This is a genomic window from Phytohabitans kaempferiae, assembly GCF_042433955.1.
GTDB classification, from domain to species: domain Bacteria; phylum Actinomycetota; class Actinomycetes; order Mycobacteriales; family Micromonosporaceae; genus Phytohabitans; species Phytohabitans kaempferiae.
In genome coordinates this window covers 109,477-122,464 of sequence record NZ_JBHLUH010000079.1, presented here as the reverse complement: position 1 = coordinate 122,464, position 12,988 = coordinate 109,477, and the positions used below count along the sequence as shown (strand labels likewise).

Below are 12,988 nucleotides of genomic sequence, written 5' to 3'. Positions count from 1 at the left end.
TGTCTACGTCAGGGACGCGCGCAGTGCGACCGGCGTGGAGAGGTAGTCGAGCACGCCTTCGGGCGGGCAGGGCCGGGCGAAGTGGTAGCCCTGGGCCAGCGGGCAGCCCAGCTCGCGCAGCAGCGCTGCCTGGCGGGGCGTCTCCACGCCCTCGGCGACCGTCGGTACGTCGAGGCTCAGCCCGAGCCCCAGGATGGCGCCGACGAAGCGCTGGCCCCGCTCGCTGGGCGAGTCGAGCGTCGCGGTGAACGAGTGGTCGATCTTCAGGATGTCGATCGGCAGGCGCTGGAGGTAGGCCAGCGAGGAGTAGCCGGTGCCGAAGTCGTCGACCGCGATCCGCACGCCGTGCTCGCGCAGCGTGGTCAGCGTGCGGTGGGCCAGCTCGCCCGCGGCGCCGGCCGCCTCGACCAGCACCGTCTCGGTGAGCTCGATGATGAGCGCGCCTGGTGGCAGCGAACGGTCGGCGAGCACGCTGAGCACGTCGGCCGCGAACGCCGGCGAGGCCAGCTGCCGCGCCGACACGTTGACGCTGACCGCCACGTCGTGCCGGGCGTGCCAGAGGGCGGCGTGCGCGGTGGCGTCGCGCAGCACCTTCGAGCCGACGTCGAGGACCAGCCCGATCTCCTCCGCCACCGCGATGAACTGGCTGGGCGGCACGTCCCGCCCATCCGCCGTACGCCACCGCAGCAGCGCCTCCAGCGCGACCGGCTGGCCCGAGCGCAGGTCGACGATCGGCTGGTACAGCACGGTCAGCGCGTCGGCGGCCAGCGCGGCACGCAGGCTCGCGGCCAGCTCGGCGTGGCGCATGCGGGACTCGCGCATCCGCGGGCTGAACTCGACGACCTGGTTTTTGCCCGCCTCCTTTGCCGCGTACAGCGCGAGGTCTGCGTCGCGCAGCGCCTCGGCCGGCTCGGTGCGCTCCAGGTCGAGGATGAGCAGGCCACCGCTGGCGGCGAGGCAGACCTGGCGCTCGGCGAGCGGGTACACGTCGCGGACCACCTCGATGATCCGCCCGGCGACCTGCCGGCACCGGTCGGCGTCGGTCTCGGTGAGCAGCACCGCGAACTCGTCGCCGCCCAGCCGGGCCACCGTGTCGGCGCACTCCGCCGCGACCCGCAGCCGCCGCCCGACCCGGACGAGCAACTCGTCGCCGACGGGGTGGCCGAGCGTGTCGTTGACGTCCTTGAAGCCGTCGAGGTCGATGAGGAGCAGCCCGCCGGGGCCGCGGGCGCTGTCGAGCAGGACCTGCTCCAGCCGCTCGGCCAGCAGCGCCCGGTTGGCCAGCCCGGTCAGCGGGTCGTGCAGCGCGCGGTGGGCCAGCTCCTTCTGCAGGGCATGCTGGTCATCGAGCGCCTGCTGGAGCACGGTGGCCTGGACCATCAGGGCGGCGGACTGCACGTTCATCGCGCCGGCCCGGCGGAAGGCCAGGCGGGCGAAGTTTCCCAGCCGCACGACCAGCAGGACCAGCAGGATGCAGGTGAGCACCGCCGCGCCGACGAGCGCGGGCAGAGTGTCCTGCGGGACCAGGCCGGAGGTGACGAGGCCGATCACCGGTACGACCGGGGCGAAGAGTGCCACCGCGACGAACGCGACGAACCGGGCACGGGGCAGCACGTCTTCGGTGCCACCGTCGATGCGGCGGTAGCCCACGCCGTACGAGGGGTGGAGCGCGGCCGCGGCCACCAGGACGCCACAGAGCTGCCAGGCCGTGAAGACCAGCCCACCGGGCTGGAAGCCGTCGAGGCCGTCGCGGCTCACGCGCGTGATCGAGGAGAGATCGGCCGCGAGCACCACGGCGGCACCGAGCGCCAGCAACAGCATCGTTGGAGTGCGCGAGGCGGGGATGGTGACGATCCGTAACAGCAGGCTCAGCAGCAGCAGGTCGAGCGCGCCGAAGCAGGCGATCATCCCGGTGTATCGCCCGTCCGGCGGCTCCTTGCCGAGCCACGGCTGGATCAGGAACGCCCAGGCGACGATCGCCAGGCCGGCGGCGACGATCGCGGCGTCGAGGAGGTTTTGGTCGGCCGGCTGTGCCCGGCGCACGCCGAGCAGCAGGATCAGCCCCATCACGAAGAGTGCGGAGCGGGCGGCCAGGGCGATCGGCCAGGCGGCGTCGGAGAGCGCGTCGGCCGGCACCACGTGCAGGGCGCCGCTGGCGAGGCCGAGGCCGCAACTGGCGAGCAGGACCCACCAGCCGGAGCGGTGCAGTGCCTCGCGCCTGGTCAGGGCGTAGGTCGCCACGCCGACGGTGACCAGCTGGGTGATGATCCAGATCGGGGCGGCGGCCGCGTGGGGGAGTGGCCAGGCCGCGACGACCAGCGTCAGGCCGCCAGCCAGAACGATCAACCACGCACGCCGCGGCGCACCGATCACGATCTTCGTCCCATTTCCCCTGGTCGAGTCGGAACCCCCGAGTGCGGCCAAAAACGGGAAGGCAGCGCCGTGAGTCTACTGCTCCATCGCAGTTCGTACCTACGGACCAATCGGTAGTTTTCCCTCCGTCTGGAGTGCTGGCGGCGCCGGACGGTAGCCATTTACGATCCTGTAAAAGTCCCCGTGGCGAGGTCCCCAATGTCGAGAACCCCGACGCCGGTGGTCGGGATGGCGCAGGAGCAGATCCACCGGCACAAGGTCGGCATCCTGCTGCGCCACCTGCACCTGGGCGGGTCACTGACGCGCGCCGAGCTGGCCGGGCGGATGGGGCTCAACCGCAGCACGATCATGGCGCTCACCGCACAGCTCAGCGCTGCCGGCCTCGTCCACGAGGAGTCGCCCACCGACACCGGCCGGGCCGGGCGCCCTTCGTTCCTGGTGCGGGTCCGGCCCAACTGGGCGTACGTGCTCGCCTTCGACGTCGCGGTCGACCGGCTGGTGGCCGCGCGGGTCGGGCTCGGCGGGGCGGTGCTCGACCGGCGGGAGGCCGTACGCGCGCGGGCCGGCGCCGACCTCGACCACGTGGTGGAGGTGCTGGCCCGCTTCGGCCGCCAGTTGCACGAGGCGGCCCCGGCGGAGTCGGTGTGCGTGGGCATCGGCGCCTCGTACTGCGGGATGATCCGCCCCGGCGACGGGATGGTCCGCTTCGGACCTGACATGGGCTGGGTCGACCAGGCGTTCGGCGCCGAGCTGAGCCGCCGGCTGGGGCTGGGCATCCCCGTACCGGTGGGCAACGAGGCGCACCTTGGCGCGCAGGCCGAGCAGCAGCGCGGCGCCGGCGTCGGCCTGCAAAACCTGCTCTACCTGCACGGCGACGTCGGCGTGGGCGGCGGCATCATCGTCGGCGGCAAGCTGCTCGACGGCGACGGCGGTTACGGCTGCGAGCTGGGGCACATGGTGGTCAACCCGTACGACGGGCGCCCCTGCGGATGCGGCTCGTACGGCTGCCTGGAGGCCGAGGTGGGCGAGCGGGCGCTGCTCGACGCCGCCGGCCGCCCGCCCGACCTGTGGGGGCGCGACGCGCTGCGCGCGGTGGTCGACGACGCCGACCGCGGTGACCCGGTGGCACGCGAGGCGCTGCGCCGGATCGGCGACTGGCTCGGCATCGGGGTGGCCAACCTGATCAACCTCTTCAACCCCGGCATGGTCATTTTCGGTGGCATGCTCCGCGACGTGTACCCCGGCGCCGCGCCCCAGGTGCGCCACCGCATCGCCACCAACGTGCTGCCGGTCGCCCGCGAGCGCGTGCGGCTGCGCACCTCGGCGTTGGGCGACGACTCCACATTGGTCGGTGCGGCCGAGCTGGCCTTCGCCGACCTGCTGGCCGACCCGCTGGGCGTGCTCGACCGCGCGAAGGCGTAGGGCCGGTTTCACGGACCCGGCCGCGCCCGCGGTGTCTCCAGCGGTCCCGCGACCCCGTTCAGCGCGGCTCGTCCGTGTCGTCTTCGGGAGTGGCGGGTTTGGTGTCGAGGCGCTTCCGGTGCCGCTCGCGCAGCCACACCGCCAGGCCCGTCACGCCGAGTACGACCGCGAGCCCGATCTTGAAGCCGCTCTTGCCCAGCACCAGATAGCCGCCGATCTGGCTGAACACTCCCAGCCACCAGCCAGGATCGGTGAACCGGGGCCCGTCGGAGGCCGGTACCCAGCCGTGCAGCCAGAAGCCGAGGACGATGAGTGTCACCGCGGTCAGGCCGGCGACCACCGCCGCGGAGGCGAGGATGGGAGTGCTCGGGTCGTTCCGTTCGATCATGGAATGACCCTACGAACGGCCGAGGTGCGAATCGTCATGCCGGACAAGGAGTTCGCTCTGTATCGCTGGGTAGAGCTCGGCTATACCGTGTGACCGGAAACGCCACGCGATGACCCCCGGCGGGAGGGGCCACGCTCGACGCCCGCGTCGCCCCTCCGCGGCCCGCGCTAGCGACCGGCCGGCGGCGCCGTCCCGCGCGGGCGGACCAGCCCCATGTCGTACGCGAAGATGGTGGCCTGCACGCGGTCGCGCACGCCGAGCTTGGAGAGCAGGGCGTTGACGTGGGTCTTGACCGTGCCGGTCGCGACCCCGAGGCGCTCGCCGATCTCCGCATTGGACAGTCCACTCGCGACCAGCGTGAGCACCTCGCGCTCCCGCGGCGTGAGCCCCGGCGGCGGTGCCGTGTCCGGCGGCGGGGCGACCGTACCGCCGGCGAAGGCGGCGATCAGGCGGCGGGTCACCGCCGGCGCGAGCATCCCGTCGCCGGCCGCGACGACCCGGATCGCGGCGAGCAGGTCGTCGGGGTTGGCGTCCTTGAGCAGGAAGCCGGAGGCGCCCGCGCGCAGCGCCTCGAAGACGTACGCGTCCAGGTCGAAGGTGGTCAGCACCAGCACGCGCGGCGGATCCGGCTCGGCGGTGAGCAGGCGCGTGGCGGTCAGCCCGTCCATGCCCGGCATCCGGATGTCCATCACCACCACGTCAGGGCGGAGGCTGCCGGCCAGCTCGACCGCGGCCGCGCCGTCGGCGGCCATGCCCACCACGGACAGGTCGGGCTCGGCGTCGAGGATCGCGGCGAACCCGGCGCGCACGACCGGCTGGTCGTCGACGACGAGTACGCGGGTCAGGACCGGGACGGCAGCCATACGTCCATCGTCCCGGTCTGGTCCACCGTCATGCGCCCTCCGATCGCCGCGACCCGCGCCCGCAGCCCGGCCGCGACCGGGCCGGCGGTAGCGGAGGGTACACCGGTCACCGTGATCCGCAGATCCGCCGGGCCGTAGCCGAGCGTCACCCGCGCCGGGCCGGCGTCGCCCGCGCCGAGGGCGGTCTCCACGACGCGGTACGCGGACACGTCCACCGCCGGTGGCAGTGCCGGTGCCGGCGTGGGGGAGTGCAGTTCCACGCGCCGCCCGGCCGCGCTCAGCTCGCGGCAGAGGGCGTCGATCGCGGCCGCGGTCGGCTGCGGCGCCCGCTCGGGGTCGACCCGGAGGTCGCCGAGCAGGTCGCGCATCGCGGCCAGCGCGGCCCGCGCGGAGTCGAGTACCTCGTCCAGCCGGCCGCCCTCGGCCGCGGCGGTGACCTGCGCGGCGTGCCGGAGCACGGCGGCGCGCAGCCCGGCGGCGATCCGCAGCCGCTCTGCGTAGGCCAGCTCGACCGCGCCGGCCGTCGAGGCCGCCACCGCCCGCCGCTCCCGGGACACGACACCGTCGCGGCGCAGCCGGACCATGAACCCCGCCGTCCACACCGGGACGATGACCGCGAGGAACGGCACGGCCGTCGGGGCGATCAGGATGACCATCAGGCCCGGCGAGATCGGCTGCTCCAGCAGCCAGCCGTCGAGCGCGTACGTGAGCACCGTGACCGCCGCGTGTACGCCGCCCACCAGCGGCACGCAGAGCCAGGTGAGGTGGCGTGGCCGCCCGCGCGCGGCGACCGCGTACACCGCGACGAGGTCGGAGCCGATGCCGGCGAAGAGCGCCGCCGTGGCGGTGGCCGGCAGCAGTTCGAGGGCGGCCACCAGCGGCCAGAGCGCGGTGGTGGCGAGCACGGCGCCCAGCACCGGCCACGGCGCGCGTCGGCGCCACAGCAGCGGGAGCGCGTGCGCGGCCGCCAGCATGGTGGCCAGCGCCGCCGCGCTCGCGCCGACCCGGGGCATCGTGGGATCGGGTATGAGCATGAGCGCCACCGGCAGCACGCCGGCGGCGAGCGCCACCGCGATGTCGGCCAGGCGCGGCCCTCTCGTCCGGCGCAGCGAACGATCCATTGTCGAGGTGATGGACTCGGGCAGCAGCGCCCGCACGCGCCATCCGCCGTCCGGCTGGGGGCCGGCCTCCAGCGTGCCCCCGGCAGACTCCGCGCGCTCGCGCATGCCGTCGATGCCGCTCCCGGAGCCGAGCCCGCCGGCGGCGCCCGGTGCCGAGGCGGCGCTGTTGGCCACCACCACCTCCAGGAGGCCGTCGCGCTGGCCGAGCGTCACCTCGACCGCGCCGCCGGGCGCGTGGCGCAGCGCGTTGGTGAGTGCCTCGCGGGCGATGCCGTACGCGGCCTCGGCGACCGGGCCGGTGATCGGTGCGGCGCTGACCCGGGTCGTGACCGGCTGGCCGAGCGCGGCGAACCCGGCCGCCAGCTCCTCGATCCGGGCGCCCAAACCCGATCCGCCCTCCAGCTCGACGCCGCGCATGACGGCGACCAGCCGGTGCAGGGCGGACTGGGTCTCCCGCCCGGTACGCGCGGCGAACTCCAGCGCCTCGGCCGCCAGCTCCGGCCGGCGGCCGGCGAGCCGCTGGGCCGCGGTGGCGGTGACCACAATGGACGTCAGGTGGTGGGCGCTCACGTCGTGCAGCTCGCGGGCCAGCCGCTGGCGCTCCTGCACGGACGCCTGGCGGCGGTCGGTCTCGGCCCGGGCGAGCCGGTCGGCCGCCTCCCGCCGGGCCGCCCGCCACCGCCGCCGGCTGCGTCCCAGGCCGGCCGCGAGCAGGTAGACGACGACGGTGATCACCACGTTGCCGAAGTACTCCCGGACGTCGTGGTACAGGAGGATCCCGACCGCGGCCTGCCAGGCGATCAGCGTGACCGTGACGGCGAACGTGACCCGGGCCGGCCGGCGCACGCCGACCGAGTACAGGGCGATGACGTCGGTGAAGATGAGCACGAGCAGCGCGTCGCGGGGCGTGGCGATCAGCCCGAGCGTCAGCGCCGGAATGATCACGGCGAGCGCCGCGACCGGCGACCGGCGCCGCCAGCCGAGCGCGACGGTGGCCAGCACGGTCGCGGCCAGCGCCCCGGCCACCTCCACGCGGTCGAGGGGCCTCCCGAGCAGCAGCGGGATGCCCGGCCACAGCGCCGCCTGGCCGGCGGCCAGCAGTGCGGGCAGCAACCAGCTTCGCAGGACCACCATGACGGTACGACGATAGGACGCGGCCTCCACCTCGGGCATCCAGCCGAGGTCGTAGGAGACCTATACCTCTGGGCCTAGGCATGTCCCGCCGGTCCTTCGCAGGCTCACCACCGGACCGGGCGGGCACCGGCTACAACCTGCGCTTGTTGTGGTCTTAACGCTGCGCATTGTGGACAGGCTCCGCGTGTATCGGCTCGACCGAGTGACTGTGCGTGCTTAGGTTCGCACCGGATGTATTTCCCTGGGTGCTGGTCCGGGTCGTCTGCCCGCGACCTGGCCAGCGCCGGCATGGCTCGAGTGGGGGAGTCGGTCATGATCGACGAGGTTGAGGTTGAGGTGCGGCGGGACCTGAGCCGGGCGGCGCATGCGCTGGACGAGGCGGCCAAGTTTCTGGCCAGCTACGACGCTGCCCACGCGACCCTGCTGGGCATGGCGGCGGGCTGGGAGTCTCCGCTGGCGCTGACCCTCCGCGACGGGCGCCAGGCGGTCGACCGGGTCGCCGCGTACGTGCACGCGCTGGCCGGCGAGCCGGCCACTGGCGAGCCGTCCACCGGCGAGTCGCTCAACGGTGTCCCCGTGCGCCGGATGGCGCTGCTGAGCCACGGCGACCCGGGAGAGTAGCCCCCCGGCCCCGCCCGGACCGTGGCTTGGCGATGTCGCGGATCGGGCCGGGCGGCGACTGGTCGTGCAGCGTGTCGGCGGGCGGCCGACCGTACTCAGCCCGGTAGGCGGCGGCGAACCGGCCGAGGTGCGCGAAGCCCCACCGGTGCGCCACGCACGCCACCGTCGTCTCGCCGGGGTCGGCGGCGCGCAGGTCGGCGTGGGCCTGGGCCAGCCGCAGCCGGCGCAGATAGGCCATCGGCGGGATGCCGACGTGCCGCCGGAACCCCTCCTGCAACGTGCGGACGCTGCAGCCGGAGATCGCCGCGAGCGAGGCGGAGGTGAACGCCCGCTCCGGCTCGGCCTCCATCGCGTCGATCGCCCGCTTGACCGCGCGGGGGCGGATGGTGCGCTCCGCCAGGGCCCGGTCCTCGCGGCAGCGGTCGACGGTCGCCGTCAGCAGACCGCTCAGCACGGCGTGCCACAGGCGCCCGACCAGCAGCGGCTGGTAGATCAGCCCTTCCGGGTCGTTGATCTCGGCGCGCAGCAACGCGAGCAGCCGGGCCAGGCTGCGTCCGGCGCCGGTGCTCAGGTCGGCCTCGGTGGGCAGCGCGGCCATCGGCGTGGTGTCCGGACCGGCGGGCGGCGGCGCGGCCATGACGGGCGGGACCACCGGACCGTAGTGGACGACCCGCAGGCGGGGAACGCGCTTAGACCCTGGCCCGCATGGCTTAGCGATGAGTACGCATTGGGTAGTCTCCCGCATACCGGGAGTATTTGCACGGCCTCCCGGGGCTGGTCAACAGGAAGCTGCAACTTTCATCAGTGGTAGTGCCTTATCGTGGTGGTTGCATGTGCCGACCGCATGATCACGCTGGGCTGATCGGCTGACCTGGCCCTCATGCCGTCGATGTGTTGTCCGATGGGGAGGGACGCCGGAGGCGGGGCCGGTGTGGCGTGGGCTACATGTCAGTCGCTGACATCGTTCACACTGTGGCATCCCTCACGGAATATTCGTCCCGACGCCGCAGCATTTCCGCCGCGGGGGCCGATGATCAACACAATTCACTCCGCTCGCCCGGCGATTCCAGTGGCGTACCCCGGTACCCTGGTGGGTAGTTTCGTGCGTGGGGCCGTGGGTAAATATGATGTCGACTGTCCGGGTTGGGCGCTTTTGTCACCGGGAGACCGGAAACATTGCCGCCACCGGGGGCTGGCGGCAGGCGGAGCGGGGGAATACGCTCGGTCGCGGCCCGCGTACTGACGAGATGCCTGGGGGTTCCCCAGGTGAGTGGAGGTGCTCGGGGTGAGTGAGCGGAGCATGCGGAGCCTCTGGCTCGGCGGCTCGCGTGAGCGGCACCTTCGAGCCTGCGAGGAGGCGGCGTGAGCCTGTCCATCGTGACGTCGGTGTCACCCGATGGTGTAGTGGAGATTGCTCCGCGCGGAGAGATCGATGTCGACACGGCGCACGAGGTGCGTGAAGCGGTGGCGGCGGTGCTCACCAAGAGCCGGCCGGCCCGCATCGAGCTCAACATGAGGCTGGTCACCTTCATCGATTCGGTGGGCATCAGCGCGATGGTCGCCGGGTTCCAGACCGCCGAGGTGTCCGGGGTCAAGCTGCTGGTGACCGAGCCGAGCCGGTTCGTGCACCGCCAGTTGTGGGTCACCGGGCTGCTCGGCCTCTTCGGCGCGCCCGAGCCCTACTTCGCCGGTGCCGCGCCAGCGTCCGAGGTGCAGTCGCCAGGCGTCTGACCGGCGCCGTCGTCATCCCGCGCGTGACAGGCTAATCGCGCAGCGTACGAGACATCTGTCGATGTTATGCGACACGTAACTGGGCCTTGTAAATCATCCAGCCTGTACGGAATAGTCCGGTGGCGTGACGCTGCTGCGGATGGGCACCGCCATCGTCGGGCGGTACATCGTCTTGCGGCCGATCGGGCGCGGAGGTGTGTCGGTCGTCTACGCGGCAGTGGATGCGGTCTCCCCGCGCCCGCTCGCCGTCAAGGTGTTGTCGCCGGCTCTCGCCGACGACGCCCGCGCGCAAGACAACGTCCGGCGCGAGGCGTTGATCACGCAGCGGTTGCGGCATCCGAGCGTGCCGCGCATCTACGACTTCGGCGACACGCGACTGCCGGACGGGGCCGTCGCGCCGTACATGGTGATGGAGTTGCTCACCGGCGTCTCGCTCGCCGACCGGCTGGCCGAGGGCGCGCTGCCGTGGGACGAGGCCGTGCGCATCGCCGCGACCGTCGCCGACGTGCTGGCGGTGGCGCACCGCCGGGGTTTCGTACACCGCGACCTCACCGTCGACAACATCATGCTGACCCGTGACGGCGTGAAGATCATCGACTTCGGATTGGCGACCACTGTGGACCGCCCGCGCAACGACCGCCCTCGGGTGACCCGCACGACCGTGCCCCGCCGCCCCCAGGTGCCCACGCATCCGGTCACCAGCGCGGCTCAGCCCGGCGACGACGTGTACGCGCTGGGCGTGCTGCTCTACCAGATGCTGACCGGCCGCTCGCCGTATCCGGGGTCGCTGGAGTCGCCGCACGTGCGCCACCTGGCACCGACGCCGGTGCTGGCGGTCGCCGGGCTGCCCCGTGAGGTCGCCGACATGTGCCGGTCGTGCATGACCAAGCGCCCCGCCGACCGGCCGAGCAGCCGCGATGCCGCGTTCGCGCTGTGGGACCTGCTGCCGAGCCTGTCGTCGTCCAATTAGGCCGGTCCGGCGACGGGCAGGTCGACGTCCAACTCGCTGACCGCGCGTACGACGGTGACGGTGGCGTACCCCTCGGCGAGCAGTGCCAGGTCGGTGCCCTCCTCGCGCCGGGCGCCCGACTCCTCGATCGTGGTACGCACGTAGCCGTGGCCGACCTCGGCGACCGCCATCTGCACCTGGCCGAAGCGGGCCAGCCGCGCGCGGCGTACCCCCTTGATCTTGTCGCGGGGGAGGTCCGGCACGTTGAGGTTGAGGACGGCGCCCTCCGGGAGGTCGGCGAGCGCGGGCAGCAGGTCGGCGGCGATGGCCGCGGCGCTCCACCAGTGCCGCTGCTCGTCGGCGGCGAGGTGCAGCGCGGCCGCCCCGCCGCTCGCTGCCGAGGCCGAGCCGGCGGTCAGTACGTCCAGCGATACCGCCAGCGCCCGGGAGCCGTTGTCCGAGGCGGTGAACGCGGCGCCGACCGTACCCGAGTGCAGCACCGCCAGGCCCGCGTTGGCGCCCCGGTTGATGCCGGAGAAGACCAGGTCGGGGGCGGGTCCGAAGGCGCCCCTCGCGGAGATCAGCGCGATGAACGCGGGGGAGCCGGCCACGCCGTACGCCTCCACGCCGTCCAGCCCGTCGAGCGTGTGCGCGACCACGACGATGCGCCCGTCCTCCTCGACCGCGGTCATCGCGGCGCTCATGCCGCTCGCCTCCTGGCTGGGCGCGGCCACCACCACATCAGCGCCGGTGTCGGCCAGCGCCCGCGCCAGCGCGCGGAGGCCGGGCGCGTCGATACCGTCGTCGTTGGTGACCAGGACCCTCATCGCGAATCCTCCAGCTTCGTGAGCCGCACCCGGTCGACCAGGCTGCGTACGGCGTCCGCGCGCCCGCTGCCCAGCCCGTGGCGGGTCACGTTGAGCGCGCCGGCGGCGGCGCCGGTCCGCACGGCGGTGGCCGTGTCGCCGCCCTGGGCCAGTACGGCCGCAACGCCCGCGGTCATCGAGTCGCCGGCGCCGCGCGGGTCGGCCGCCTCCAGGCGGGGCGGCTCCACCTGGTACGCCTCCCCGTCCAGCAGCGCCAGCGCGCCCTTGTCGGCCCGGCTCACGAGCACCGCCTCGGCGCCGTCGTCGTGCAGGCCGTACAGCGCGGTGACCAGCTCGGCCTCGCTGTCGTCCTTGGCCCTCCCGTCGGCGATCAGCTCCTCGTGGCTGACCTTGACGAGGTAGGGGCGCCCTCTCAGCACCGCTTCCAGGTGGTCGCCGGAGAGGTCCGCCACGACCTTGACGCCGTTGCCGCCGAGGTCGACGGCGAGCCGCCGGTACGTGTCCGCGGACAGCACCGAGGGGTCGGCAGGCCCGCTCAGCACCGCCACGGGCGCCTGCATGGCGGCGGCGAGCGTGAGGCTGTAGAGCTCGTCCAGCTCGTGCCGGTTGAGCGGCTCGCCGGCCACCTCGGCGATCTCGCTGCGCGAGCCGTCCCGCCGGTCGTGCACGTATCCGCCGCTGGTCGCCTCGCGCGTGACCGCCCGCAGCTCGATGCCCTCGGCGGCGATCAGGGCCTGGAGCACCTTCCCGATCTCGCCGCCGACGGCCGCGCACATCACCACCGACGGCCCCAGCTCGGTGATCATCCGGGCCTGCCAGACGCCCTGGCCCCCGGGGTGCACGTGGATCTCCGCCGCGTCGCCGGCATGCTCGACGGTCACGGTGAGCTGCGGGGCGGGCGCGAACACCAGGACGTGGCTCGTCATGCCCCCTTGTTCCCCACCGGGGCGCTGGCTACGCCCGTGCGGCGCCGCGACGTGCGCCCCCAGGGTTTGTACGCGGAGATGGCGGTCAGCGCGGTCAGCGCCACGAAGGACACGCTGGGCGCGACCAGCAGCTGGTCCCGGGTCTCCTGGGGGAGGGCGGCGCCGAGCGCGGTCGCCTCGCGCAGCCCCGGCCACAGCGCGAAGAGCACCAGCGTGGTCAGGATCGTGGTGACCGCCAGCTTGACCACGACCCACCAGTGGCGCACCAGGCCCCACCGGGTGAGCAGCGCGCTGGCCACGCCGACCAGCCAGGAGAGCACGCTGATCGGCACCAGCAGCGTCGAGCCCACGAGCCCGATCGCCGGGTACACGACCGCCGGGTCGGCGCCGGTCCGCCCGGCGATGCTCAGGGTCAGCAGCACCATGTCGGCGCCGAGCCACCCCACCGCGGAGACCACGTGCAGCGTGAGCAGCGCCTTGCGCCAGGACGGGGTGATAGTCATGCCCCCGATGCTCGCTGGACGGCGGGCGCCGGTCGTCGGTCCGGCGGCGGTGATCGGGGTACGTCGTGGAGCGTACGCGGATCGCCGCGTGCCCCCGTGCCACCACAGTGGACACCGGGCGCCGGCCCGG

General features: G+C 73.5%; 12 protein-coding genes. 4 read left to right on the top strand and 8 right to left on the bottom strand.

The annotated features are described in order from the left end of the window. Positions 1-3 precede the first annotated feature (3 nt). Positions 4-2,346, bottom strand: coding sequence for a putative bifunctional diguanylate cyclase/phosphodiesterase (locus ACFFIA_RS37010; protein WP_377260528.1), 2,343 nt, complete (start codon positions 2,344-2,346; stop codon positions 4-6). A 225-nt stretch (positions 2,347-2,571) separates the two neighbouring features. Between ACFFIA_RS37010 and ACFFIA_RS37005 the strand changes: the two genes are divergently transcribed. Next, entirely contained in the window at positions 2,572-3,795 is a 1,224-nt protein-coding gene (locus tag ACFFIA_RS37005) for an ROK family transcriptional regulator (protein ID WP_377260526.1), read from the top strand. A 58-nt stretch (positions 3,796-3,853) separates the two neighbouring features. Here the strand turns inward: ACFFIA_RS37005 and ACFFIA_RS37000 are convergent, their stop codons facing one another. The 3 genes from ACFFIA_RS37000 to ACFFIA_RS36990 form a co-directional block, all read right to left on the bottom strand. Then, positions 3,854-4,183, bottom strand: coding sequence for a hypothetical protein (locus ACFFIA_RS37000; protein WP_377260524.1), 330 nt, complete (start codon positions 4,181-4,183; stop codon positions 3,854-3,856). Between the two features lie 167 nt (positions 4,184-4,350). Further along, a complete protein-coding gene (locus ACFFIA_RS36995; protein ID WP_377260522.1) occupies positions 4,351-5,046 on the bottom strand; it encodes a response regulator in 696 nt (231 codons plus the stop codon). Then, positions 5,025-7,301 (bottom strand): sensor histidine kinase, encoded by a 2,277-nt coding sequence (locus ACFFIA_RS36990; protein WP_377260520.1) that lies wholly within the window; start codon positions 7,299-7,301, stop codon positions 5,025-5,027. The genes ACFFIA_RS36995 and ACFFIA_RS36990 overlap by 22 nt, the downstream gene beginning before the upstream one ends. A gap of 312 nt (positions 7,302-7,613) precedes the next feature. Here ACFFIA_RS36990 and ACFFIA_RS36985 point away from each other — a divergent pair, with 312 nt between their 5' ends. After that, positions 7,614-7,922: a hypothetical protein gene (locus ACFFIA_RS36985; RefSeq protein WP_377260518.1), complete on the top strand. Its 309-nt coding sequence runs from the start codon at positions 7,614-7,616 to the stop codon at positions 7,920-7,922. On the opposite strand, the gene ACFFIA_RS36980 is transcribed toward ACFFIA_RS36985, so the two are convergent. Further along, positions 7,864-8,574, bottom strand: coding sequence for a helix-turn-helix transcriptional regulator (locus tag ACFFIA_RS36980; protein ID WP_377260517.1), 711 nt, complete (start codon positions 8,572-8,574; stop codon positions 7,864-7,866). The genes ACFFIA_RS36985 and ACFFIA_RS36980 overlap by 59 nt on opposite strands. 710 nt (positions 8,575-9,284) lie before the next feature. Here ACFFIA_RS36980 and ACFFIA_RS36975 point away from each other — a divergent pair. Both ACFFIA_RS36975 and ACFFIA_RS36970 read left to right on the top strand, forming a co-directional pair. Then, complete coding sequence (locus ACFFIA_RS36975) at positions 9,285-9,653, top strand: STAS domain-containing protein (RefSeq protein WP_377260515.1); 369 nt, start codon at positions 9,285-9,287, stop codon at positions 9,651-9,653. Between the two features lie 124 nt (positions 9,654-9,777). Beyond that, positions 9,778-10,623: a serine/threonine-protein kinase gene (locus ACFFIA_RS36970; protein ID WP_377260513.1), complete on the top strand. Its 846-nt coding sequence runs from the start codon at positions 9,778-9,780 to the stop codon at positions 10,621-10,623. On the opposite strand, the gene surE is transcribed toward ACFFIA_RS36970, so the two are convergent. Genes surE through ACFFIA_RS36955 form a run of 3 tightly spaced genes read right to left on the bottom strand, consistent with a single transcriptional unit; the run spans position 10,620 to position 12,858 of the window. Continuing rightward, entirely contained in the window at positions 10,620-11,429 is an 810-nt protein-coding gene (gene surE / locus ACFFIA_RS36965; protein WP_377260511.1) for a 5'/3'-nucleotidase SurE, read from the bottom strand. The genes ACFFIA_RS36970 and surE overlap by 4 nt on opposite strands. Continuing rightward, a complete protein-coding gene (locus ACFFIA_RS36960; protein WP_377260509.1) occupies positions 11,426-12,355 on the bottom strand; it encodes a 1-phosphofructokinase family hexose kinase in 930 nt (309 codons plus the stop codon). The genes surE and ACFFIA_RS36960 overlap by 4 nt, the downstream gene beginning before the upstream one ends. Next, entirely contained in the window at positions 12,352-12,858 is a 507-nt protein-coding gene (locus tag ACFFIA_RS36955) for a hypothetical protein (RefSeq protein ID WP_377260508.1), read from the bottom strand. Before ACFFIA_RS36955 ends, ACFFIA_RS36960 begins: the two co-directional genes overlap by 4 nt. Positions 12,859-12,988: the final 130 nt, after the last annotated feature.